The sequence below is a fragment of the Streptomyces sp. NPDC023838 genome, from assembly GCF_040639555.1.
Lineage (GTDB): Bacteria > Actinomycetota > Actinomycetes > Streptomycetales > Streptomycetaceae > Streptomyces.
On the sequence record NZ_JBFAAD010000005.1, the window covers coordinates 65,818 to 88,403 of the forward strand.

Sequence of the window (22,586 nt, forward strand, 5' to 3'; positions counted from 1 at the left end):
TCTCCTGTTCTACGTCACTCGGTGAGCGAGCGCCCCATCAGGACGTCGTCCACGTACTCCCCGCCGACGGGTTGCCCGGCTCGAAGAACGGCGCGAACGGCGGCTCGGGCCGGGGCGGGACTGTGCCATCGGGCCGCCGGTGCGGAAGCATGGTGCGCGCCCCGGGGCGGGGCACCCCTCCACCATCGGGAGAAGGCGGCATGCGGATCGCGATCACGGGCTCGACCGGGCTCATCGGCACGGCGCTGGCGCAGTCGCTGCGGGCGGACGGGCACGACCTCGTCCGGCTGGTACGGCGCCCGGCGCGGTCCGGCGACGAGGTCGAGTGGGACCCGAAGCGGCAGTCCGTGGACACGACCGCGGCCGGGCTCGTCGGGTGCGAGGCCGTGGTCCACCTGGCCGGGGCCGGGGTCGGGGACCACCGGTGGACCGCCGCGTACAAGAAGGAGATCCGCGACAGCCGGGTGCTCGGCACGGCCGCCCTCGCCGAGGCCCTGGCCTCGCTCGACGCGCCGCCGAAGGTCCTGCTGTGCGGCTCGGCGATCGGCTACTACGGCGATACGGGCACGCGCGCGGTGGACGAGCAGGCGCCGCCCGGCGACGGCTTCCTGGCGGGGGTCTGCGTGGAGTGGGAGGAGGCGGCGGCCGCGGCCCAGGAGGCCGGAATCCGTACGGTGTTCGCCCGCACCGGACTGGTGGTGGCCCGCGAGGGCGGCGCCTGGGGCAGGCTGTTCCCGATCTTCCGGGCGGGGCTGGGCGGGCGCCTCGGCAGCGGCCGGCAGTACTGGTCGTTCATCTCCCGGCACGACCACATCGCGGCGCTGCGGCACCTGCTCGACACCCCCGGACTGTCCGGCCCGGTGAACCTGACGGCCCCCGAGCCCCTCACCAGCCGCGAGGTGACGGCGGCGATGGCCCGCGTCCTGCACCGCCCGGCACTCTTCCCCGTCCCGGCACCGGCGATCCGGCTGGTCCTGGGCGAGTTCTCGCAGGACGTGCTGGGCAGCCAGCGGGTCCTCCCCCGCCGCCTCCTGGACTCGGGCTTCCGGTTCGCGTTCCCGGACATCGACGGGGCGATCAGGGCGGCGCTGCAACGGTAGGGGGCGGGCGGCGGCAGCGTCCCGTACCCGTGGCCCGTCCGGAACGGCACCGGCGCACGGAGTGCGGCCGCGTGCCTCCGTGCCCGGTCGCGTGCGCGCGTCGCGGAATCGACCGCGCTTTCTAGTCTCTCTCCGAACTCCTGCATTCCGTGGGCCGGTTGGGGGCATGAGGCCTCCACCAATCCGCGCCGACCTCAGGGAGGGGCACGTGCTCAGCACCGCACACCATGCGGACGTCGTCATCGTGGGGGCCGGGCTCGCCGGCCTGTCAGCGGCTCACCAGCTGACCGGCGCGGGGGTCACGGTCATGGTCCTGGAGGCCGCCGGGGAGGTGGGCGGGCGCATGTCCACCGAGCACCTCGACGGCTTCCGCCTCGACCGGATCGGCCAGCTGCTCTCCACCTCGTACCCGGAGCTGATGCGCACGCCCGGCCTGGACGGCCTGGCCCTGAGCGCGTTCGCGCCCGGGGTGCTCGTCCACAGCGCGGGCCGCCACTACCGGGCGGGCGTGCCACGGAGCGCGCGGGGCGCACTCGCCGCAGCGCGCGCCCTGGCGAGCGCCCCCAGGGGAGGCCCTCGGGGCGTGCCCAGGAGCTCCGCGCGGGGCGCCCCCCGCGGCGCCCCGACCCCGCTCGGCGGCGCGCTCGACCAGGCCCGGCTCGGCGCCTCGCTGGCCCGGCTCGCCGCGACGCCCGTCGAGCGGCTGCTCGCCCGGCCCGAACTGCCCATCGGGGCCGCCCTGCAGACCCGCGGCCTGCCCGCGCGCACGCTGGACGGGTTCGTACGCCCCCTGCTCTCCGCGCTGCTCTGCGACCCGTATCTGACCACCTCCAGCCGGTGCGCCGACCTGGCCCTGCGCGGCTTCGCGCGCGGCCGGCTGTGCGTGCCGTCGGGGGGCGCGGCGGTGCTGCCGGAGCTGCTCGCGGCCGCGCTGCCGCCCGGCACGGTCCGTACCGGCGTCAAGGTCACCTCGGTCGCCACGACCTCCGTGACCACCGCCGACCACGGCGTCATCGGCTGCCGCTCGCTGCTGCTCGCCACCGACGCGCGCGCCGCGGCCGAGCTGCTGCCCGGCCTTCGGGTGCCGCCCTTCCACCGGGTGACGGTGGTGCACCACACCGCCCCCGCGCCCCCGCTGGCCGAACCCGCGCTGCTGCTCGACGCGGACGGGGGCGGGCCGGTGGCGCACACGGCGGTGATGAGCGAGGTCGACCCGGCGCGCGCGCCGCACGGCCGGGCGCTCGTCAGCTCCACCGTGCTCGGCCCCCCGCCGCCGGACCTGGAGACCTCGGTCCTGGCCCACCTGGGCCGCCTGTACGGGACGTCGACGGCCGACTGGGACCTGCTCGCCGTCCGGCACACCCCGGAGGCGGTCCCGGCGATGCCCGCACCCCACGACGTACGCCGCCCTGTGCGGCTGCTGGCGGGCCTGTACGTGTGCGGGGACCACCGGGACACCAGCACGGTCCAGGGGGCCCTGTACTCGGGCCGCAGGGCCGCGCATGCCGTCCTGGGGGACCTGGGGTTGCGCCCGGCATCCCAGGCCTCGTCGGCCATCCGCCCTGCGGCCTGATCCGCTACCGCCTGCGGTGGTTCGTCTGCGGACCGTGCGTGGCTGGTCGCGCCCACGCGGCGGAGCCGCACATGTCACAGCCCCGCGCCCCTTAAATGCGCCCCTGCGGGGCGCCCCTTCAGGGGCGCGGGGAACTGCGCCAGCGACCCAGCACAGCCGCAGACGAACACGGGTTCAGGGGCGCGGGGAACTGCGCGAGCAACCACCCACCCACCGGCGGCCGCGAGGCGGGCAATGGCATCCCGCCCCGTGGGCGCCCCACCACCTACCCGAGTGCGGCGACCCGGTCGCGATACGTCCGTACCGCCGCCGCGTCCCGGTACGGCTCCAGCCGGCGCTCGAAGTCCCGCACGTACTCGACCGCCCGCACCGACCGCATCTCACTCGCCTGCTGCGCCGCCTCCGCGGCCAGCGCGCAGGCCTGGTCGAGCTCGCCGAGGCCGAGCCGGGCGCAGGCGAGGACGACCCGGCAGAAGAGCCGTGAGCGGGCGTACGCCGGGGCGCGCATTTGCAGGGAGCGCTCGGCGTGCTGCGCGGACGCCCGGTACTGCTGGAGATCGCGGTGGCAGTGGCCGAACTCGTCCGCGAGCTGCGCGTCGTCGAAGAACCGCGCCCAGTGCGGCACGTCGTCGCCCGGCCGGGCCGCCTCCATCGCCCGTTCCGCCCGCACCAGGGAGGCCGTGCACGCCCGGATCTCACCGAGCACGCCGTGCCCGCGCGCCTCCACGGAGTGCAGCAGCGCCTGGACCACCGGCGGCGCCGAGGAGCCGACGCCCTGCTGGGCGACCCGCGCCAGCTGCACCGCCTCCCGGCCGTGGCCGAGGTAGACGGCCTGACGGCTCATGGTGATCAGCACGTACGACCCGTACGCCCGGTCGCCCGCCGCCTGCGCGAGCCGCAGCGCCTGGACGAAGTACCGCTGCGCCAGACCGTGCGCCGCGATGTCGTACGAGGTCCAGCCCGCGAGCCGGGTGAGGTCGGCGGCCGCCGCGAAGAGCCTGCGGCCGGTGTTCTCGCCGTACGAACCGCGCAGCATCGGCTCGGCCTCGTGCTCCAGATAGCGCACCAGGGCCTGGCGCGCGTGACCGCCGCCGTAGGCGTGGTCCAGGGTTCGGAAGAGCTCCCCGATCGAACGCAGGGCGGCGATGTCGCCGCTGGTCACGCGCTGTCCGGGGCCCCGGTCGGAGCCGCGCTGCCGGGGCACGCTGGGGCGGCCCTGGCTGGGGAGGCGGGGGCCCGGGGGAGCCGCCTCGCCCCCGAAGCGCGGGGACGGGTCGCCGTGTCCGACGCGTTCGTCGGCGCGCCCGATCAACCAGTCCCGGCTGGGCACCACCAGGCCGGCCGGGGTGAACGCGATCTTGCGTAGCTCGATGTGGCTGCCGGAGTCCTTACGCCACAGACCGCTGACGATGTCGACGGCCTCCTCCGGGGTCGCGGCGAACTCCAGACCTGCGTACACCGGCGCGCACGCGTCGAGCCCCAGGTCCTGTGCCGAGAGTCTGCGCCCCAGGCGCCGAGTGAACACCTCGGCGATCAGCGCGGGCGTGGTGCCGCGCGGCTGCTGCCCGCGCAGCCACCTGGTCACCGACGTCTTGTCGTACCGCAGATCGAGGCCGTGCTCCAGACCTAGCTGGTCAACGCGGCGCGCGAGGCCCGCGTTCGAGAACCCGGCCTCCGCGATGAGCGCGGCGAGCTGGCGGTTGGGCGTGCGCTGCGCGGGTCGTTCCGTCATCAGCTGTGCGATCTCCTGCCTTCCGGGCCAAGCGGGCAGCCCTCATGGAACGGGGGGAATTTAGCGGTCAATACCGCCCTGACCGCCGCCTTCGCCCCGCATTCATCCGATCGTGTGAGGAGGTGCCGTTTCTGCCCGCCGCACGCTGCCGTCGAACGCGGTCGTACAGTGGCTGAGGCGCATGGATGTACTGGGTGAGGAGCCGGGCGTGAACGAGCTGCGATTTGTCCGACTGGGTTTCGGCGACGACGCGGTCGAGTACCAGGTGGCCTGGGACGAGCAGCGGCGGGTGCACGCGGCCCGGTTCACCGACGAGATCCCGGACACCTGTCTGCTCCTGGAGCACCCGCCGGTCTACACGGCGGGCCGGCGCACGGACCCCAGCGAGCGCCCCCTGGACGGCACGCCGGTGGTGGACGTGGACCGGGGCGGCAAGATCACCTGGCACGGCCCGGGCCAGCTGGTGGGTTACCCGATCCAGAAGCTGCCGCGCCCGGTGGACGTGGTCGCGCATGTGCGCCGGCTGGAGGACGCGCTGATCCGCACGGCCGCCGACTTCGGCCTGGAGACCACCCGCGTCGAGGGCCGCAGCGGGGTGTGGGTGCTCGGCGACCCGGTGGAGCAGCGGCCGAAGCCGGCCGGGCTCTCGCTCGACTTCGACCCCCGGCTCACCGACGACGAGTTCGACCCGCGGCTGAACGGCCCGGAGTACGCCCCCTCGAACGCGGGCCAGCGCCGCGAGGACCGCAAGCTCGCGGCGATCGGCATCCGCGTCGCCAAGGGCGTGACAATGCACGGCTTCGCGCTGAACGTGAACCCGGACAACACCTGGTTCGACCGGATCGTGCCGTGCGGCATCCGCGACGCGGGCGTGACCTCGCTCTCGTACGAACTGGGCCGCGAGATCACGATCGCCGACGTCCTGCCGGTGGTCGAGAAGCACCTCAAGGACATCCTGGAGAACGCGGAACTGGCGCCCAGGGAGATCGAGCGCGCTACCGCCTAGTACGCCCCGGGCGCACCCCGGACGGGAATGCGCTCCCTTGGCCGTGGGTTGGCCAGACGTAATGCCACGCAAATAACGGGCGTACCCTGGTGTCCGCCGAAGAATCGAAGTCATAGGGAGCACGTCGTGTCCGCAGTCGCACCCGACGGACGCAAGATGCTGCGCCTGGAGGTCCGGAACAGCCAGACCCCCATCGAGCGCAAGCCCGAGTGGATCAAGACCCGGGCGAAGATGGGCCCCGAGTACACCAAGATGCAGAGCCTGGTGAAGAGCGAGGGGCTGCACACGGTCTGCCAGGAGGCCGGCTGTCCCAACATCTTCGAGTGCTGGGAGGACCGCGAGGCGACCTTCCTCATCGGCGGCGACCAGTGCACCCGGCGCTGCGACTTCTGCCAGATCGACACGGGCAAGCCCGAGGCGCTCGACCGCGACGAGCCCCGCCGCGTGGGCGAGTCCGTGGTCACCATGGACCTGAACTACGCCACGATCACCGGCGTCGCCCGCGACGACCTGGCGGACGGCGGCGCCTGGCTGTACGCGGAGACCGTGCGCCAGATCCACGCGCAGACGGCGGACCGCGCCGACGGCCGCACCAAGGTCGAGCTGCTCGCCCCCGACTTCAACGCGGTCCCCGAGCAGCTGGCCGAGGTCTTCTCGTCCCGCCCCGAGGTCTTCGCTCACAACGTGGAGACGGTGCCGCGCATCTTCAAGCGGATCCGCCCCGGCTTCCGCTACGAGCGCTCGCTCGACGTCATCACCCAGGCCCGCGACTTCGGCCTGGTGACCAAGTCGAACCTGATCCTCGGCATGGGCGAGACCCGCGAGGAGGTCAGCGAGGCGCTCCAGCACCTGCACGACGCCGGGTGCGAGCTGATCACCATCACGCAGTACCTGCGCCCGTCGCTGCGCCACCACCCCGTGGAGCGCTGGGTGAAGCCGCAGGAGTTCGTGGAGCTCAAGGAGGAGGCCGACGAGATCGGCTTCTCCGGTGTGATGTCGGGCCCGCTGGTCCGCTCCTCGTACCGCGCGGGCCGGCTCTTCCAGCAGGCGATGGAGCGCCGGGGCCAGACGGCCACGACGGAGGGCAGCGCCGTCGGCGTGTGAATTCGCGCACAAGGAGCTACCGGCCAGTAATGGCCGATACGACGCGGCCCGTACATCCCTCGCAGGTAGGAGGTGTGTACGGGCCGCGTCAGCGTTTCACCGGAGCGCGTCAAGGTTTCATTGGCGTTTGACCGGTCGGACATGCCCTGGTAACACCAGTGAGTGACGCTGGCTTCACGCACCGCGCACGCCCCCGACGTGAGCCCGCGCGCACGCCCGCACCTGCTCCACCCCCGCTCCACCCCTGCTCCTGCTCCACCCCTGTTCCGCCGCTGTCCCGTTCCGGTTCCCGTCCTGGGAGGACCTCACGATGCAGTCCGCGACGACCGTACGCGCCACCGCGATCCCGTCCGTCTCCGACGCACTGCGCGCCATGGAGTCCTTGCTGATGGGCGCCGGCCAGCGCACCGCCCGCCGCAACGCCTGGACGGCGGTCCTGGAGGACCGCCGCAGGGCCAAGGACCGGACCGAGGCCCAGCACGTGCTGGAGGCCGTGGCTAGCCGTCGGCCCCAGGCCACGTAAACTTCAGTTCATGGCGAGGAAGGAAATCGCAGACACTACTGCGAACACCGGGCGACTGAAGCAGATCGCCCTCACGTACAAGATGACCCGCAAGGCCGACTCCAAGGTCGGTCTCGTCGTCGCGGCAGTGGGAATCGTCACCTTCGGTGTCTTCCTCGCGTTCGGGTTCTTGATCGGTCACCCCATCTACCTGGGCATTCTCGGCTTCCTGCTGGCCTTCCTCGCCATGGCGATCGTCTTCGGACGCCGTGCCGAGCGCGCTGCCTTCGGGCAGATGGAAGGACAGCCGGGGGCCGCGGCCGCGGTGCTCCAGAACATCGGCCGCGGCTGGACGACGACCCCGGCGGTGGCGATGAACCGCAGCCAGGACGTCGTGCACCGGGCGGTCGGCAGGGCCGGCATCGTGCTGGTGGCCGAGGGCAACCCGAACCGGGTGAAGTCGCTGCTGGCGGCGGAGAAGAAGAAGATGGCGCGGATCGTGGTGGACGTCCCCGTCCACGACGTGATGGTCGGCGACGGAGAGGGCCAGGTGCCCTTGAAGAAGCTCCGCACCACGCTGCTCAAGCTCCCGCGCGTGCTGGCGGGGCCGCAGGTCACCGCGGCCAACGACCGGCTCCGCGCGATGGGCGACCTGATGAGCAACATGCCGCTTCCCAAGGGGCCGATGCCCAAGGGGATGCGGATGCCGCGCGGCGGAAAGGCGCGCTGACGCTCCGCTGCGGCGGACGGGAGGGGCGGCCGGGACCGAGTGGTCCGGGCCGCCCCTTTTCCGTGCGTACGGGACTGTGCGGTGCGCATTTTCCGCGCGTACGGGACTGTGCGGTGCGCATTTTCCGCGCGTACGGGACTGTGCGGTGCGCATTTTCCGCGCGTACGGGACTGGGCGGTGCGCGCTGGGAGTGCGTTCGGCTGCGGGCCGTGCGTGGCTGGTCGCGCAGTTCCCCGCGCCCCTTGCGGGGCGCTCCTTGAGGTACGTACGAAACTAGATCCGGACCTGGATCGCTCGGGCCAGGCGGTCGTGGAGGCCGCGGCCGTCGCGGTCCCAGACCAGGGCCGGGACGGCGAGGCAGAGCAGGACGCTGCGCAGCAGCGAGCGCGGGAAGCTCAGGCGGCCGCCGCCCTCGGCGATCAGACGCAGACGCAGGATGCGCTTGCCGGGCGTGAACCCGACCGTACCCACGGTCAGGATGCTCATCACCAGGAAGACGACGAGCGCCCAGTTGTTGGTGAGGTGGAGACTGCGGTGCGCGAGCAGCCCGTATGCGATCAGGGCGCTCACCGACCAGTCGATGAAGATGGCGCCGAAGCGCCGACCCAGGGGGGCGATGGCGCCCGGCCCCTGCTCCGGCAGACCGAGCTGCTCGCCCCGGTAACCGAAGTCGACGCCCATCTCCTCGGCCGCCGCGCGGGGCCCGGAGAGCCACGATCCGATTGCTTGCCTGTTGTCCACGCTTCCACGGTACCGGCCGGTGTTCGAAGGCCTGCCCCCGGGATGGCCGGGAGAGCCGCATTTATCCCCTTTGTACGCTTCTTGATGCGCCACCTACCCGGGTCCCGGTTAACTTGGGCGAAACAAACGGGTCACGCTTGAGAAATCCCGCCTGCCTATGGTCAGGTCCAGCGTGTGCCACCGCACTGGCCGCACCACGAGCTACAACCCCGTCTCCCCCGGACGGGAGTAGGAGGAGTTGGATGTTCCAGAACGCCGACGACGCCAAGAAGTTCATCAAGGACAACGACGTCAAGATGGTCGACGTCCGGTTCTGTGACCTTCCCGGCGTGATGCAGCACTTCACGATTCCGGCGACGGCGTTCGACCCGTCCGAGGAGCTGGCCTTCGACGGCTCGTCGATCCGCGGCTTCCAGGCCATCCACGAGTCCGACATGGCGCTGCGCGCCGACCTGTCGACCGCGCGCCTGGACCCGTTCCGCCGCGACAAGACGCTGAACATCAACTTCTTCATCCACGACCCGATCACGGGCGAGCAGTACAGCCGCGACCCGCGCAACATCGCCAAGAAGGCCGAGGCCTACCTCGCGTCGACCGGCATCGCGGACACGGCGTACTTCGGCCCGGAGGCCGAGTTCTACGTCTTCGACAGCGTGCGCTTCGCCACCACGGCGAACGAGGGCTTCTACCACATCGACTCCGAGGCGGGCGCCTGGAACACCGGTGCGGTCGAGGACAACCGCGGCTACAAGGTCCGCTACAAGGGCGGCTACTTCCCGGCCCCGCCGGTCGACCACTTCGCCGACCTGCGTGCCGAGATCTCCCTGGAGCTGGAGAAGTCCGGCCTCCAGGTCGAGCGCCAGCACCACGAGGTGGGCACGGCCGGCCAGGCGGAGATCAACTACAAGTTCAACACGCTGCTGGCCGCGGCCGACGACCTGATGCTCTTCAAGTACATCGTGAAGAACGTCGCGTGGCGCAACGGCAAGACCGCGACCTTCATGCCGAAGCCGATCTTCGGCGACAACGGCTCGGGCATGCACGTCCACCAGTCCCTGTGGACCGGCGGCGAGCCGCTCTTCTACGACGAGCAGGGCTACGCGGGCCTGTCGGACACCGCCCGCTACTACATCGGCGGCATCCTCAAGCACGCCCCGTCGCTGCTCGCCTTCACCAACCCGACGGTGAACTCCTACCACCGCCTGGTCCCCGGCTTCGAGGCCCCGGTCAACCTGGTGTACTCGCAGCGCAACCGCTCGGCAGCGATGCGCATCCCGATCACGGGCTCGAACCCGAAGGCCAAGCGCGTCGAGTTCCGCGCGCCGGACCCGTCCTCGAACCCGTACCTCGCGTTCTCGGCGCTGCTCCTCGCGGGCCTGGACGGCATCAAGAACAAGATCGAGCCGGCCGAGCCGATCGACAAGGACCTCTACGAGCTCGCCCCCGAGGAGCACGCGGGCGTCCCCCAGGTCCCGACCTCCCTCCCGGCGGTGCTGGAGGCCCTGGAGGCCGACAACGAGTACCTCCAGGCGGGCGGCGTCTTCACGTCCGACCTGATCGAGACGTGGATCGACTACAAGCGCACGTCGGAAATCGCCCCGATCCAGCTGCGGCCGCACCCGCACGAGTTCGAGCTGTACTTCGACATCTAAGCCGCACCGGCTGTCACACGCCTGAGCGCGCACGAGGCCCTGTCACTCCCTCCCGGGGGGAGCGGCAGGGCCTCGTGCATGGCGGCTGTCGGGGGCGGTTGTGGGCCCGAACTCGACCTTCCCGGGCACTTCTTGGCAAGATCGAGCGCTCCCGGTACAGGTTACGGCCCGGCCGGATCCGATCACATCCGAGAGGAACCAACTTTGCGCTCGCGCTCGCGCCACGCGTTCCGCACCGCCGCCCTTGTCACCGCGGTGTTCGCGTCGACCCTCACCGCCCAGGCCACCACCACCGCCGTCGCCGACGTCCCCGCCCCCCTCAAGACCGAGGCCGTCTTCAACAACCCCACCGGCACCGCCGCCGAGCAGCAGGCCATCGTCACGCGGCAGGTGGAGCTCATAGCGGGGGCGCCCGCCGGGGCGCGGATTCGGCTGGCCATGTTCTACGCCGACGACCCGGCCCTGCCCAACGCGCTGATCGCCGCCCATCAGCGGGGCGTCGAGGTGCAGGCGATCTTCGACGAGAAGGCCGTGGGCATGGGTCCGTACAAGAGCCTGCTCGCCGAGCTCGGCGGGGACACGGCCAAGGCGTCGTGGGTGATGAGCTGCGGCGCCGGGCGCGGGTGCGTCGGTACGCGGGCGCTCGGGACCGTCGACGCCATCAACCACAACAAGTTCCTGCTGCTGTCGCAGACCGGCTCCACCCCGAACGTCGTCGTCCAGTCGTCCGCCAATCTGCACGTCGGACGGGACGGGACCAAGGGGTGGAACAACGCCTTGGTCCTCACCGGCAACGACGGGATCTACAATGCCTACAACGGGTACTTCGACGACCTCAAGGCCCGGCGCGCCAACAACTACTACTACTCCACCGGGCGGCCCCCCGTCGCCTCCGGCAACGCCAAGGCGCACTTCTATCCGCGCGCCGAGAGCAACGGCTCGCCCTACAACGACCCGTCCGAGGACACCGTCGCCACGGTGCTCGACAACGTGAAGTGCTTCGGGAACTCCCAGTACGGCACGACCGACAACCACCGCACCCGCATCCGGGTCAGCATGACCATCTTCAGCCGCCCCTACCTCGCCGACCGGCTCGCCGAGCTCGACGCGCAGGGGTGCTACGTGGAGGTCTCCGAGACGTACAACCCGGACAGCGCGCTGGAGAAGCAGTCCCTGGAGACGCTGCTCCGCAAGACGTCGAGCGTATACGGCGGCGTCATCACCAAGTACTACTGCCAGGCCGACTCCACCTGGATCCACGACAAGTACCTGCTCGTGGAGGGGAACTACTACAACACCCCGGACCGCAAGGTCCTGTGGACCGGCAGTCACAACTGGAGCGGGAACTCGCTGCGGCAGAGCGACGAGACCATGCTCCAGCTGGAGGACAGCGGCGTCTTCGACTCGTACGTGGCCAACTTCAACCAGCTGCGGGCCGCGACCACGCATCAGCCCGCCAACGGGGCCCCGGCCACCTGCTGAGCCCGTGACGAGGTGCCGCGCCCCGGTCCCGGCGGCGCGGCACCCCTGCCGTCAGCGGCCCGAGCGGATCAGGGCCCGGACCATCCGGCACGTCGTGTCCGACGGCGGGTGCACTCCGATCAGCTCCGCCGTGCTCCGTATCTTGCGGTCGGGCGCGTGCTCCGGCTGGTACACCCCCGTGTCGAGCAGCGCGATGGCCAGGCGCATCGCCTTGAGGCGCCGGTTGTGCGTCTCGTACCACACCCGCGGGCGCCCGGCGGGCAGCGGGACTTTCTTGACGGACAGAAGGGACAGCTGTTGCGGGGCGCGCGAAGTCAGTACGGCAGCGGCCATGGGCATCCTCCTGGGCGGTCGGGAACCCTCTCGAACTGCCTCAATTTTACTGCCCGGCACTGACAATCGCCGCTGCCAATCAGGGCTGGCCGAAGGGTCTTTGAGCAGGTCACAGCCGTACCGGCGGTACCGTGTCCCCCATGGAGATCTGGATCAACCCCGCCTGTTCCAAGTGCCGCAGCGCCGTCGACCTGCTGGACGCGGAAGGCGCCTCGTACACCGTCCGCCGCTACCTCGAAGACGTGCCGTCCGAGGACGAGATCCGGGCCGTGCTCGACCGGCTCGGCCTCGAACCGTGGGACATCACGCGCACCCAGGAGGCCGACGCGAAGGAGCTCGGGCTCAAGGAGTGGCCGCGCGAGGCCGGCTCGCGCGGGCGCTGGATCGCGGCGCTCGCCGCGCACCCCAAGCTGATCCAGCGCCCGATCATCACGGCGGACGACGGTACGGCGGTGGTGGGCCGCACCGAGGAGGCGGTACGGGACGCGCTCTCCCGGTAAGGCCCCCGGCTCCCGCCCCGGCGCCCGATCCGGCGCCCGATCCGGCACCCGCCCCGGGACCCGGTCCCGCGCCCGTCTCAGCGCACCCGCTCGTCCGTCCCCGCCACCTTCCGCGCGGTGACGTTCAGGCGGTTCCACGTGTTGATCGTGAAGATCAGCGCGAGCAGCCCGCCCAGCTCCTGCTCGCTGAACTCCTCGGCCGCCTCCTCGAACACCTCGTCGCTCACCTCGCCGTCCGCGATCAGCGTCACCGCCTCGGTGAGGGCGAGCGCCGCGCGCTCCTGCGGCGTGAAGAAGTGCGCGGCCTCGCGCCACACGCCCACCATGTGCAGGCGCTCCGGGTTCTCGCCCGCCTTGTGCGCGTCGCTGACGTGCATGTGGAGGCAGTACGCGCAGTTGTTGATCTGCGAGGCCCGTATCTGCACCAGCTCCACCAGGGCGGGGTCGAGGTGCTCGGTGGCCGCGCTGTTGAGGGCGATGATCGCCTTGAACGCCTTCGGGTTGGCCTTGGCGAAGTCGATCCGCACGGGGTTGTGGGCGGCGGCCCGGGCGATGGTCTCGGTGATGTCGGTGGTCTTCGGGGCGATCTGCGTCGTCGTCATGATCAATAATCTACGGGGGCGGGCGACCGGTCCCCAGGTGCATTTCCGGGGCAGAAAGTTGGGTCAATTCTTCGCGGCCCGCGCGAGCCGACCGGAAACCCCCGCAGGGGTCCGCAGGAGTCCCCCGGGCCTCCCGAGCCCTTCCCGACCTCCCCCGTTGTCATACTTTCGGGTGAATTATTTCGTACCTAAAGCGGACTTTTCCCACCCAAACCCCGCCTATCTTGGAGGCTCCCCCTCACGCACCCCGTAGGAGACCCCATGCAGCAGAACTGGTTGTTCGGTGGCGTGTACGGGACTGTGCTGAGCAGTGCGCTGCTCGCCGCGCTGCACAGCGAGGGCATGCCGTACACCCCGTACTACAACGCCGCCTGGATCCTGGTGACCGCCGGGACCACCGCGCTCGCCCACGCCTACGCGCACCACATGTCGTCCCACCGGCAGAACGGCGGCGGCCGGCGCTGGCGGCGGCTCGCCGTCACCCTCGCCGGGGAGTGGCCGCTGATCGCCGCCTGTTTGCCCACCGTGCTGCTGCTCGTCGCCTCCGGGCTCGCGGGCTGGGCGGAGCCCGACGCCACCGCCGCGGGGCTGCTGCTCAACACGGCGCTGCTGTTCGGCTGGGGCACCTTCGCCGCGCTGCGGGAGGGCTACCGGCGCCGGTCCGCCGCGTTCCTCGGGGTCGCCGACGCGGCGATCGGACTGCTCATCGCGGGCGCCAACGCCGTCATCAAATGACCCGGCCGGCCGTCACCGCCCGCCCCCCAGCTGCCGTTCCGCCTCCGCCAGCACCTGCGTCACCCGCGCCCCGAACCCCGCGTCGCACGGATGCGGCACCCCCTCGCGTACCGCGCGCAGCAGCGCGTCGAGCGCCGCCGCGAACGACTCGTCCGCCCCGCTCCAGTCCGGCATCGCCGCCACGCCCCGCTTCCCCAGGAACTCCACGCCCACGCCCGCCGCGGCCTCGGGCGCCGTGAAGCCCAGGGTCACCGTGGCGGAGGCGCCCGAGGTGTGGCGCAGGATCAGATGGGCCGTGTCGCCGGGGCCGGGCGCGGCCGTCACCGAGGTGACCTCGCCGAGCACCGGCACCAGGACCGACAGGGCGTGCGGGCCGACGTCCCAGAGCGCGCCCTTCTCGCGGCGCCAGGGCGAGGCGGCGTACCGGCTGGGCTCGGCGCCGGGCGTGAACAGCGTGCCGAGCCAGTGCGCGCGGCCGGTGAACCAGCCGTCGAGCTTGGCCTGGCGCTCGATCCAGTCGGCCGGGCCCGGGGCGAAGCGCAGCGTGAAGAAGACCACGGAGGCGACCCCTGCCCGCTCCGCCGCGTCCGCGACCTCGCGCGCGTGGGCGGCGTCCGTGGCGACCGGCTTGTCGAGCAGCAGATGGCACCCGGCCGCCGCCGCCCGTATCGCGAGCGGCGCCTGTACGTCCGGGGGCAGCGCGAAGGCGACCGCGTCGCACGCCGCGAACAGCTCGTCCACCTCCCCGTACACGGGGACGGAGTGCTCGGCGGCGAGCGCGGCCGCCGCCTCGGGGCGGCGCCCCCACACCCCGGCGAACTCCACGTCGGGGTGCGCGGCGAGCGCGGGCGCGTGCGCGGCGACGGCCCACGGGCCGGTGCCGAGGAGGCCGGTCCGGAGGGGTGCGGGGCGGGCTGCGGTGCCGGGTGCGTTGGTCATACGGACAAGTGTGCTCGGCACGACGAACAAAATCGGGATACGAACGAAACCTGAGTAACACCGGGTTCACAAACGGGCAACGGACGGGAAATGCCGGGGTGTGAGGCTGCCCGCAACAGCCTCGAACGCCCCGCACGGCGCCGACGGCCCCGCCGCACCGCGGCTCCCGCACCACCAGCAGCTCCCGCAAAGGATGGCTTCCGTGACGTTCAAGGCTGAGTACATCTGGATCGACGGCACCGAGCCGACCGCCAAGCTCCGCTCGAAGACCAAGATCATCGCGGGTGTGCCCGACGGCACCGAGCTGCCGGTGTGGGGCTTCGACGGCTCCTCCACCAACCAGGCCGAGGGCCACGCCTCCGACCGCGTGCTGAAGCCGGTCTTCTCCTGCCCGGACCCGATCCGCGGCGGCGACAACCTCCTCGTCCTGTGCGAGGTCCTGGACATCGACGGCACGCCGCACGCGTCCAACACGCGCGCGCTGCTGCGTCCCGTCGCCGAGCGGTTCGCGGCGCAGGAGCCGATCTTCGGCATCGAGCAGGAGTACACGTTCTTCGACGGCGCCCGCCCGCTGGGCTTCCCGGTCGGCGGCTTCCCGGCCGCGCAGGGCGGCTACTACTGCGGTGTCGGTGCCGACGAGATCTTCGGCCGTGAGATCGTCGAGAAGCACCTCGACCACTGCCTCGCCGCCGGGCTGAGCATCTCCGGCATCAACGCCGAGGTCATGCCGGGCCAGTGGGAGTTCCAGGTCGGCCCCGTCGGGCCGCTGGAGGTCTCCGACCAGCTGTGGATCGCGCGCTGGCTGCTCTACCGCACGGCCGAGGAGTTCAACGTCTCCGCCACCCTCGACCCCAAGCCGGTCAAGGGCGACTGGAACGGCGCGGGCGCGCACACCAACTTCTCCACCAAGGCCATGCGCGAGGGCTACGACGCGATCATCACCGCGTGCGAGTCGCTCGGCGAGGGCTCGAAGCCGCTCGACCACGTCAAGAACTACGGCGCCGGCATCGACGAGCGCCTGACCGGCCTGCACGAGACCGCCCCGTGGGACAAGTACCACTACGGCGTCTCCGACCGCGGTGCCTCGGTGCGCATCCCGTGGCAGGTCGAGGTCGACAAGAAGGGCTACATCGAGGACCGCCGCCCGAACGCGAACGTCGACCCGTACGTCGTGACCCGGCTGATCGTCGAGACCTGCTGCACCGGCCTGGAGAAGGCCGGTCAGGTCTGAGCCGGACCGATACGCGTCCCCAAGGGCGCTCACCGCACACGCGGTGAGCGCCCTTCGGGCTTTGTGGCAGGGCGAGTTGCGGTCACCCTGCGCCAAGGTTTCGTATCACCCTGTGGGAGGGCACTGCTCGGCGCCGGGGTCATCTGGTTCAATGAGCACATGGCCAGCCATCCGAACCCCGCGACAGGTCGCAGCGACCTCGAGCCGTTCTGGCCGTCTCGTCAGGACCACGACTTCGACCGGGTGTGTTGCCGCGCGGTGAACGCGCCGGCCCTCTAAAGCCTCCCTCATCGAAGGCCTTCGGCCCGCGCGCAACGACGTACGTCCCCTGCCGACGACTCCGCGCGAAAGAGCTGACCTCTCATGGCGAACGCCCGTACCCTCTCCGCTTCCGCTGCGACCACCGCCCGCCCCGCTCCCGTGCCCCTGGGGCGCCACCGACTCCGTGCCGTCGACCGCGACGAGGTGGCCGCCACCGGCACGGTCGTCGACTTCCTTCCGCCGGGCGCCACTTGGCTGCCCGCGCCCCAGCACACCCTGCCCGCGCTGCCCGGACAGCCGCCGATGATCGGCTATCTGGTGCTCGTCCCGGCCGACCAGCAGCCGCCGCTCGCCGCCGCGCCCGAGCCGGTGGCCGAGCCGGCGGCCGAGGAGCCCGACGCGGACGCGGCGGACGGCGGCGACGCGCTCGTCCGCGTCGACATGGTCCGCCGGACCGCCGAGGTCGACGGGCGCCTGCTCGACCTCACGTACCTCGAATTCGAGCTGCTCGCCCATCTGGTGGCGCACCCTCAGCGGGTGCACACCCGGGACCAGTTGGTGACCACCGTGTGGGGGTACGGCCACGTCGGCGACGGCCGGACCGTGGACGTCCACGTCGCCCGGCTGCGCCGCAAGCTGGGCGCGCAGCACCGCCACGCGATCAAGACGGTCCGGCGGGTCGGGTACAAGTACGCGCCCTGACCGGCCCACCGGCCGCACCCGGCGCCCCCGGCACGCTTCGTCCGTGCCGGGGGCGCCCTCGTATACGGCCGCGTCGGCGGGAGAGGGCAGGATACGAGGTCAGGGGGTGGTGCCAGATACACCCCGGCCGGGGGGACCGGCCCCGTGACCGCACCCGTGCGGCGCGGCGAGACTGGGTTCCGCAAGCACGCGGGGCTCACGAAGGGGGACGAGGACCATGGTGACGCGCACAAGGGCGGGGCTGCTCGCCGGTGGCCGGGGGTTCGGCCTGTCGACGAGCGCCATGGCCGTCGGGATCTTCCTGTTCACTCTGGCCGTCGTCTCGATCGCCCTGATCCCCGTCGGCGTGGGCGTGTTCACCACCCCGGCCGTGCTCGACGCGGTACGGGCGTACGCCAACCGGCGTCGCTCGCTCGCCCGGGAGTGGCTGGGGATGGAGATCGCCGTGCCGTACCGGTCGCTCCCCCGTGAGCAGCGGGCCGGGGTGCTCGGCGCGGTGGAGCGGTGCGGGGCGCTCCTGAAGGACCCGGCGACCTGGCGCGACCTGGAGTGGTTGTTCGTCGACATGACGGCGGGCGCCCTCATCGCCGTACTGGCGCCCGCGCTGCTCCTCTACAGCGTGTGGGGCGCGGTGCTCGCGGCGGGCGTCTGGAAGCCGATCGACGAGGCGGGCGGCGGCCTGTGGTTCACGTTCCTCCACATCACCTCGCAGTCGACGGCCAACCTGGCGGCCGTCCTCGGTGTCGCGTACGCCGTCCTCGGTCTCTTCGTGAACCCGGCGCTGATCAGGGCCAACTTCACGATCGCCAGGTCGCTGCTCTCCCCCACCCGGGAGCAGGCGCTGGCCCTGCGGGTGGAGCGCCTCACCGAGACCCGGCACGACGCCGTGGACACCTCGGCCGCCGAACTGCGCCGCATCGAGCGCGACCTGCACGACGGGGCGCAGGCCCGGCTCGTCGCGATGGGCATGAACCTCGGCACCGTCGAGGCGCTGATCGAGAAGGACCCCGCGCAGGCCAAGGCGCTGCTCGCCAAGGCGCGCGAGTCGTCCGCCGAGGCACTGGCCGAACTGCGCGACCTGGTCCGGGGCATCCACCCGCCGGTCCTGGCCGAGCGCGGCCTGGGGGACGCGGTGCGCGCCCTGGCGCTGCGCCTGCCGGTGCCCGTCGAGGTCGACGTGGACCTGCCGGCCGGGCGCGCCGAGGCGCCGGTGGAGTCGGCCGCGTACTTCGCGGTCAGCGAGGTCCTCACCAACGCGGTCAAGCACGCCGACGCCGAACGGATCTGGCTCGACCTCTCGTACGGGAGCGGGGCGCTGCGCATCTCGGTCACCGACAACGGGCGCGGCGGGGCGCGGGTGGGCGGCGGCTCGGGGCTGAGCGGCCTGGAGCGGCGACTGGGTACATTCGACGGCGTCCTGGCCGTCAGCAGTCCCGTGGGCGGCCCCACCATGGTGACCATGGAGATTCCTTGCGCGTTGTCCTAGCCGAAGATCTCTTCCTGCTCCGCGACGGGCTCGTACGGCTGCTTGAGGCGTACGACTTCGAGATAGTCGCGGCGGTCGAGTCCGGCCCCGAACTGACCCGGGCGCTGGCCGAGTCGGACCCCGAGGTGGCGATCGTCGACGTACGGCTGCCGCCCACGCACACCGACGAGGGGCTGCAGTGCGCGCTCGCCGCGCGGCGGGCCCGGCCGGGGCTGCCGGTGCTGGTCCTGTCGCAGCACGTGGAGCAGTTGTACGCGCGCGAGCTGCTCGCCGACGGGAACGGCGGCGTCGGCTACCTCCTCAAGGACCGGGTCTTCGACGCGGAGCAGTTCGTGGACGCGGTGCGCCGGGTGGCGGGCGGCGGCACCGCGATGGACCCGCAGGTGATCTCGCAGCTCCTGTCCCGCCAGGTCCGCGACTCGCCGATCGGCGGGCTCACCCCGCGCGAGCTGGAGGTCATGGAGCTGATGGCGCAGGGCCGGTCCAACGCGGCGATCGCGCAGCAGCTGGTGGTGACGGAGCGGGCGATCGCCAAGCACACGTCCAACATCTTCGCGAAGCTCGGCCTGCCCGTCTCCGATGACGACAATCGGCGGGTGCTGGCTGTGCTGGCGTACTTGGAACGGGGCTGACGCGGCGGTACGGGGCCGGATCGGCGTACGCCGCCTGCCGGCCCCGGGCGGCTTGGCGCGGGAGCGGCCCCCCGGCGGGTTAGCCTGGCGGCAATGAACCGTATGAGCACGCCCTGGGGCGAGTACGACCTGACCCGCTTTCCCGAGGACCCGCGCGACCAGCTGCGGGCCTGGGACGCCGCCGACGAGTATCTGCTGCGGCACCTGGAGGACACGGACCTCTCGGGGTCCGTGGTCGCCCTCGGTGACCGGTGGGGCGCTCTGACGACCGCCCTCGCCGCCCGGGGGGCCGGCTCGCTCACGCAGATCAGCGAGTCCTTCCTCGGCCAGGAGGCGACCCGCGCGAACCTGGCGCGGGCGGGAGTGCCCGAGGACGCCGTCACGCTGCTCTCCACCCACGACGAGCCGCCGGCCCGGGTGGACGTCCTGCTCGTACGGGTGCCGAAGAGCCTGGCCCTCCTGGAGGACCAGCTGCACCGGCTCGCGCCGGGCGTGCACGCGGACACCGTGGTCGTCGGCACGGGCATGGTGAAGGACATCCACACCTCCACGCTGAACCTGTTCGAGCGGCTGCTCGGTCCGACGAAGACCTCGCTGGCCGAGAAGAAGGCCCGGCTGATCTTCTGCGAGCCGGACCCGGAGCTGGCCCGGCCGGTCAACCCGTGGCCGCTGACGTACTCGCTGGAGATGGGCATCGGCCCGGCCTCCGGGCTCGCCGTCACCAACTACGCGGGCGTGTTCTGCGCCGACCGCCTCGACATCGGCACCCGCTTCCTGCTCCAGCACATGCCCGCCCGCACCGGCCCGGACCGGGTCGTCGACCTCGGCTGCGGCAACGGCATCGTGGGGACGGCGGCGGCGCTCACCAACCCCGAGGCGACGGTGGTGTTCACGGACGAGTCGCACCAGGCGATCGCCTCGGCGCGGGCGACGTTCCGGCTGTGCGCGGGAGCGGCGCGGGAGGCCGACGCGGAGTTCCGGCTCGGCGACGGGCTCAGCGGGTTCCCGCCGGGCACGGCCGATCTGGTGCTCAACAACCCGCCGTTCCACACCCATCAGGCCACCACGGACCGCACCTCCACGCGGATGTTCACGGACGCGCGCGAGGCACTGCGCCCGGGCGGCGAGCTGTGGGTGGTCGGCAACCGGCACCTGGGCTACCACCTCAAGCTGGAGCGGCTCTTCGGCAACAGCGAACTCGTCGCCAGCGACCCGAAGTTCGTGGTGCTGCGCGCGGTGAAGCGCTGAACGTCCGGCCCGGCAGACCGGTGTTCCTGGAGATACCTACGAAATAGCCGGGGCGTTGAACGCCCCACGCGCCCCATGCGTATGGAACGACGCGCTGCTTCAAGCGAAGGAGTTCCATGGGACGCTCAATACGAAAACGGCCGACCTTCCCCCGGCGGATGACGATGGCCGCCGCGGCACTCTTCATCGGTGGGGGCGGCCTTGTCGCGGTGAATGTGTACGCCTCGGCGAGCGACGACCCGGGCAAGGCCCAGGTACGGGCCGCCCCGGTGCGGAATTTGTCGACGATCGACTGTCCGGACGTGTCCAACAGCCTGCCGGACGTACCGGATTCGGCCCGCCCCGAGGTGGACCGCGAACTGGCCGCCATTGATACGCAGATCACCGACGCATACGAGAGGTTCGCCTCCAACAAGGACCAGGTGGACCGGGATCCCGGCTATGCGCGGCAGGCCGTACTGGATCCGCTGAAGGACAAGCGGACGGCGTCGCTCGACCGGATCGTGATCGCGGTGGGCCGCAGTGGCGGACAGCGGCCGCAGGGAATGCAGGGGCTCGCCCCGTGCACCCTGCGGGCGGACGACAACGGCGGAGGCGGCCAGGAGGCCGGACAGGCCCAGGGCCAATGGCAGAACCAGGCCCAGGGCCAGGGCCAAGGGCAGAACCAGGGCGGCCAGGGCCAGAACCAGGGCGGCGGCCAGGGCCAAGGGCAGGGCCAGGGCCAACAAGGCCAGGGCGGTCAGGGCGGTCAGGGCGGTCAGGGCGTCGGGAACGGCCCCTCCAAGCGCGACTTCGTCGACATCCGCTCGGTACAGCCCAATGTCCAAGCACCCCGCACCCAGTCCAACGGCTCGACCGGTCTCTTCACCAGTAGTTGCGGCGTCAACCAGAATGCCAAGCGGAATCCGGACAACGTCATCGTCGCGCCCGGTGTGAGCAATGGCGCCCACCATATGCACGACTATGTCGGAAACCAGGCGAACGACGCCTTCGCCAGCGACGCCGATCTGGCCAATGGCGGTACGAGCTGCCGTAATCAGGGCGACAAGTCCACGTATTACTGGCCCGTGATCCGCCTTCAGAACGGCCAGAACGAGAACGACGCCAACGCGGACGGCGGCGGCAAGGACAAGAACGTCGGAAAGATCCAGACACCCGTCCAGGTCACCATCAAGTTCGCCGGAAATCCGGTCAGCAAGGTCACCGCGATGCCGCGCTTTCTGCGGATCATCACCGGCGACGCCAAGGCGTTCACCAACGGCAACGCGAATGCCAACGCGTCCTGGAGCTGCACCGGATTCGAGAACCGCCAGCTCAAGGACAAATACCCGATCTGCCCGCAGGGCAGCAACGTCGTCCGCACCTTCAAATTCCAGAGCTGCTGGGACGGAAAGAACACGGACAGCGCGAACCACCGGACGCACGTCGCCTTCACGGGCAGGAACGGTGCGTGCCCGCGCGGCTTCAAGGCGATCCCGCAGTTGCAGCAGCGGATCGTCTACGCCGTACCGCCGGGCCCCGGGTTCGCCGTCGACTCGTTCCCCGAGCAGCTCCACAAGCCGGTCACCGATCACGGTGACTTCATCAACGTCTTCAGCGATCAGCTGATGAGGAAGGCGGTGACCTGCATCAATACGGGGCGCAGCTGCGCCTGACCGACAGGGCGCGCACGCGCCTGGAAACCCGCTCCCCCTGATTGGCTCCCCCGGGTCACCCCACCCGGGGGAGCACCCCCTGCGCGGTCAGCTCATGTGGTGGTGTCCGGAATGGTTGGTCCCGGTCTCGACACTCCCACCGAGCCGGCCGCGCAGCGCGTTGACCACGCTCTCGTCGCCGACGGCGACCCACTTGCGGCCCACCAGATAGGCGCCGCCGTAGTCCTTGGCGCCATTGATCCACTCCCGCTGGCCGCGGTCGGTGGCGAAGGTCGCCAGGACGTAACGGCCGTCCGTGGTGTCGCAGTTGGCCTGTCGCAGCTCGGCCGCGTTCGTGGAGATCTTCGGCTTGCAGGCGGCCTGGGCCGCGATCTCTTCGAGGCTTCCGCCGGCTGTCTTCGGTGCGTCGTGGCCGTGCCCGCCGCAGCCTGCGGCGAGGGTCACGACCGCGGCCGCCAGGGCCGCTCGTACAAGGGTGCGCATACCTCCATCGTGCCCTCAACCACCCGTCTCTCGTGGGCATTTGGCCATTTCAGTGGCCTCGTCACCCGATCCGCGGCCCGCCGTCACAGTGCGCTCCGGACGTGCCTGCTGCCGCCCTCCCGCGACCCGAGGGGGCCGGGCCCGCGCCCGATCGGCC

The 22,586-nt window shown here is 71.5% G+C and carries 22 protein-coding genes; 16 read left to right on the forward strand and 6 right to left on the reverse strand.

Translation table 11 applies throughout. From position 1 onward, the window contains the following. The first annotated feature begins 200 nt into the window (after positions 1 to 200). The gene (locus AB0G17_RS08130; RefSeq protein WP_361377368.1) at positions 201 to 1,100 is read left to right on the forward strand and encodes a TIGR01777 family oxidoreductase; all 900 of its coding nucleotides are present in this window, start codon (positions 201 to 203) and stop codon (positions 1,098 to 1,100) included. A gap of 208 nt (positions 1,101 to 1,308) precedes the next feature. Then, positions 1,309 to 2,673, forward strand: a complete 1,365-nt coding sequence (locus AB0G17_RS08135) for an NAD(P)/FAD-dependent oxidoreductase (protein ID WP_361377371.1) — start codon at positions 1,309 to 1,311, stop codon at positions 2,671 to 2,673. A gap of 265 nt (positions 2,674 to 2,938) precedes the next feature. Here the strand turns inward: AB0G17_RS08135 and AB0G17_RS08140 are convergent, their stop codons facing one another. Then, positions 2,939 to 4,405: a regulator gene (locus tag AB0G17_RS08140; RefSeq protein WP_361377374.1), complete on the reverse strand. Its 1,467-nt coding sequence runs from the start codon at positions 4,403 to 4,405 to the stop codon at positions 2,939 to 2,941. Positions 4,406 to 4,613: 208 nt separating this feature from the next. Here AB0G17_RS08140 and lipB point away from each other — a divergent pair, with 208 nt between their 5' ends. From lipB to AB0G17_RS08160, 4 genes are all read left to right on the forward strand, one after another. Then, a complete protein-coding gene (lipB, locus tag AB0G17_RS08145) occupies positions 4,614 to 5,411 on the forward strand; it encodes a lipoyl(octanoyl) transferase LipB (protein WP_361377377.1) in 798 nt (265 codons plus the stop codon). Between the two features lie 126 nt (positions 5,412 to 5,537). Continuing rightward, complete coding sequence (gene lipA, locus AB0G17_RS08150) at positions 5,538 to 6,515, forward strand: lipoyl synthase (RefSeq protein WP_361377380.1); 978 nt, start codon at positions 5,538 to 5,540, stop codon at positions 6,513 to 6,515. A 310-nt stretch (positions 6,516 to 6,825) separates the two neighbouring features. Next, on the forward strand, positions 6,826 to 7,038 hold the full coding sequence (locus tag AB0G17_RS08155) for a hypothetical protein (RefSeq protein ID WP_361377383.1): 213 nt from the start codon (positions 6,826 to 6,828) through the stop codon (positions 7,036 to 7,038). A gap of 10 nt (positions 7,039 to 7,048) precedes the next feature. Then, positions 7,049 to 7,747, forward strand: coding sequence for a DUF4191 domain-containing protein (locus tag AB0G17_RS08160; RefSeq protein ID WP_361377386.1), 699 nt, complete (start codon positions 7,049 to 7,051; stop codon positions 7,745 to 7,747). 273 nt (positions 7,748 to 8,020) lie between these two features. Here AB0G17_RS08160 and AB0G17_RS08165 read toward each other — a convergent pair whose 3' ends face one another. Beyond that, the gene (locus tag AB0G17_RS08165) at positions 8,021 to 8,488 is read right to left on the reverse strand and encodes an RDD family protein (protein WP_361377389.1); all 468 of its coding nucleotides are present in this window, start codon (positions 8,486 to 8,488) and stop codon (positions 8,021 to 8,023) included. Positions 8,489 to 8,730: 242 nt separating this feature from the next. Here AB0G17_RS08165 and glnA point away from each other — a divergent pair, with 242 nt between their 5' ends. Together glnA and AB0G17_RS08175 are read left to right on the forward strand one after the other, a co-directional pair. After that, the gene (gene glnA / locus AB0G17_RS08170) at positions 8,731 to 10,140 is read left to right on the forward strand and encodes a type I glutamate--ammonia ligase (protein ID WP_283143737.1); all 1,410 of its coding nucleotides are present in this window, start codon (positions 8,731 to 8,733) and stop codon (positions 10,138 to 10,140) included. 204 nt (positions 10,141 to 10,344) lie between these two features. Beyond that, positions 10,345 to 11,622, forward strand: coding sequence for a phospholipase D-like domain-containing protein (locus AB0G17_RS08175; protein ID WP_361377392.1), 1,278 nt, complete (start codon positions 10,345 to 10,347; stop codon positions 11,620 to 11,622). Between the two features lie 51 nt (positions 11,623 to 11,673). On the opposite strand, the gene AB0G17_RS08180 is transcribed toward AB0G17_RS08175, so the two are convergent. Beyond that, the gene (locus tag AB0G17_RS08180; RefSeq protein WP_361377395.1) at positions 11,674 to 11,955 is read right to left on the reverse strand and encodes a hypothetical protein; all 282 of its coding nucleotides are present in this window, start codon (positions 11,953 to 11,955) and stop codon (positions 11,674 to 11,676) included. 140 nt (positions 11,956 to 12,095) lie between these two features. Between AB0G17_RS08180 and AB0G17_RS08185 the strand changes: the two genes are divergently transcribed. Next, entirely contained in the window at positions 12,096 to 12,455 is a 360-nt protein-coding gene (locus AB0G17_RS08185; RefSeq protein WP_361377398.1) for an arsenate reductase family protein, read from the forward strand. 77 nt (positions 12,456 to 12,532) lie between these two features. Here the strand turns inward: AB0G17_RS08185 and AB0G17_RS08190 are convergent, their stop codons facing one another. Further along, positions 12,533 to 13,057 (reverse strand): carboxymuconolactone decarboxylase family protein, encoded by a 525-nt coding sequence (locus AB0G17_RS08190; protein WP_361377401.1) that lies wholly within the window; start codon positions 13,055 to 13,057, stop codon positions 12,533 to 12,535. A 261-nt stretch (positions 13,058 to 13,318) separates the two neighbouring features. On the opposite strand from AB0G17_RS08190, the gene AB0G17_RS08195 reads away from it, so the two are divergent. Continuing rightward, entirely contained in the window at positions 13,319 to 13,792 is a 474-nt protein-coding gene (locus tag AB0G17_RS08195) for a hypothetical protein (protein WP_361377404.1), read from the forward strand. Between the two features lie 12 nt (positions 13,793 to 13,804). On the opposite strand, the gene AB0G17_RS08200 is transcribed toward AB0G17_RS08195, so the two are convergent. Next, a complete protein-coding gene (locus AB0G17_RS08200) occupies positions 13,805 to 14,731 on the reverse strand; it encodes a Gfo/Idh/MocA family oxidoreductase (protein WP_361377407.1) in 927 nt (308 codons plus the stop codon). A 202-nt stretch (positions 14,732 to 14,933) separates the two neighbouring features. On the opposite strand from AB0G17_RS08200, the gene glnII reads away from it, so the two are divergent. The 6 genes from glnII to AB0G17_RS08230 all read left to right on the forward strand — a co-directional run bounded on the left by glnII (position 14,934) and on the right by AB0G17_RS08230 (position 21,946). Next, the gene (gene glnII / locus AB0G17_RS08205) at positions 14,934 to 15,962 is read left to right on the forward strand and encodes a glutamine synthetase (RefSeq protein WP_361377410.1); all 1,029 of its coding nucleotides are present in this window, start codon (positions 14,934 to 14,936) and stop codon (positions 15,960 to 15,962) included. Positions 15,963 to 16,325: 363 nt separating this feature from the next. Beyond that, complete coding sequence (locus tag AB0G17_RS08210) at positions 16,326 to 16,925, forward strand: winged helix-turn-helix domain-containing protein (RefSeq protein WP_361377413.1); 600 nt, start codon at positions 16,326 to 16,328, stop codon at positions 16,923 to 16,925. A 217-nt stretch (positions 16,926 to 17,142) separates the two neighbouring features. After that, positions 17,143 to 18,411, forward strand: a complete 1,269-nt coding sequence (locus AB0G17_RS08215) for a sensor domain-containing protein (protein WP_361377416.1) — start codon at positions 17,143 to 17,145, stop codon at positions 18,409 to 18,411. Further along, a complete protein-coding gene (locus AB0G17_RS08220) occupies positions 18,396 to 19,043 on the forward strand; it encodes a response regulator transcription factor (protein ID WP_361377419.1) in 648 nt (215 codons plus the stop codon). The genes AB0G17_RS08215 and AB0G17_RS08220 overlap by 16 nt, the downstream gene beginning before the upstream one ends. A 102-nt stretch (positions 19,044 to 19,145) precedes the next feature. Further along, positions 19,146 to 20,291, forward strand: coding sequence for a methyltransferase (locus AB0G17_RS08225; RefSeq protein ID WP_361378045.1), 1,146 nt, complete (start codon positions 19,146 to 19,148; stop codon positions 20,289 to 20,291). A 116-nt stretch (positions 20,292 to 20,407) separates the two neighbouring features. Beyond that, the gene (locus tag AB0G17_RS08230; RefSeq protein ID WP_361377422.1) at positions 20,408 to 21,946 is read left to right on the forward strand and encodes a DUF1996 domain-containing protein; all 1,539 of its coding nucleotides are present in this window, start codon (positions 20,408 to 20,410) and stop codon (positions 21,944 to 21,946) included. Positions 21,947 to 22,033: 87 nt separating this feature from the next. On the opposite strand, the gene AB0G17_RS08235 is transcribed toward AB0G17_RS08230, so the two are convergent. Further along, positions 22,034 to 22,429: a hypothetical protein gene (locus AB0G17_RS08235; protein ID WP_361377425.1), complete on the reverse strand. Its 396-nt coding sequence runs from the start codon at positions 22,427 to 22,429 to the stop codon at positions 22,034 to 22,036. Positions 22,430 to 22,586 lie beyond the last annotated feature (157 nt).

Coding starts and splice junctions, on each gene's coding strand:
- AB0G17_RS08130 (WP_361377368.1), top strand. CDS start 201: ATGCGGATCGCGATCACGGGCTCGACCGGGCTCATCGGCACGGCGCTG.
- AB0G17_RS08140 (WP_361377374.1), bottom strand. CDS start 4,405: ATGACGGAACGACCCGCGCAGCGCACGCCCAACCGCCAGCTCGCCGCG.
- AB0G17_RS08155 (WP_361377383.1), top strand. CDS start 6,826: ATGCAGTCCGCGACGACCGTACGCGCCACCGCGATCCCGTCCGTCTCC.
- AB0G17_RS08160 (WP_361377386.1), top strand. CDS start 7,049: ATGGCGAGGAAGGAAATCGCAGACACTACTGCGAACACCGGGCGACTG.
- glnA (WP_283143737.1), top strand. CDS start 8,731: ATGTTCCAGAACGCCGACGACGCCAAGAAGTTCATCAAGGACAACGAC.
- AB0G17_RS08180 (WP_361377395.1), bottom strand. CDS start 11,955: ATGGCCGCTGCCGTACTGACTTCGCGCGCCCCGCAACAGCTGTCCCTT.
- AB0G17_RS08185 (WP_361377398.1), top strand. CDS start 12,096: ATGGAGATCTGGATCAACCCCGCCTGTTCCAAGTGCCGCAGCGCCGTC.
- AB0G17_RS08190 (WP_361377401.1), bottom strand. CDS start 13,057: ATGACGACGACGCAGATCGCCCCGAAGACCACCGACATCACCGAGACC.
- AB0G17_RS08195 (WP_361377404.1), top strand. CDS start 13,319: ATGCAGCAGAACTGGTTGTTCGGTGGCGTGTACGGGACTGTGCTGAGC.
- AB0G17_RS08200 (WP_361377407.1), bottom strand. CDS start 14,731: ATGACCAACGCACCCGGCACCGCAGCCCGCCCCGCACCCCTCCGGACC.
- AB0G17_RS08210 (WP_361377413.1), top strand. CDS start 16,326: ATGGCGAACGCCCGTACCCTCTCCGCTTCCGCTGCGACCACCGCCCGC.
- AB0G17_RS08215 (WP_361377416.1), top strand. CDS start 17,143: ATGGTGACGCGCACAAGGGCGGGGCTGCTCGCCGGTGGCCGGGGGTTC.
- AB0G17_RS08225 (WP_361378045.1), top strand. CDS start 19,146: ATGAGCACGCCCTGGGGCGAGTACGACCTGACCCGCTTTCCCGAGGAC.
- AB0G17_RS08230 (WP_361377422.1), top strand. CDS start 20,408: ATGGGACGCTCAATACGAAAACGGCCGACCTTCCCCCGGCGGATGACG.
- AB0G17_RS08235 (WP_361377425.1), bottom strand. CDS start 22,429: ATGCGCACCCTTGTACGAGCGGCCCTGGCGGCCGCGGTCGTGACCCTC.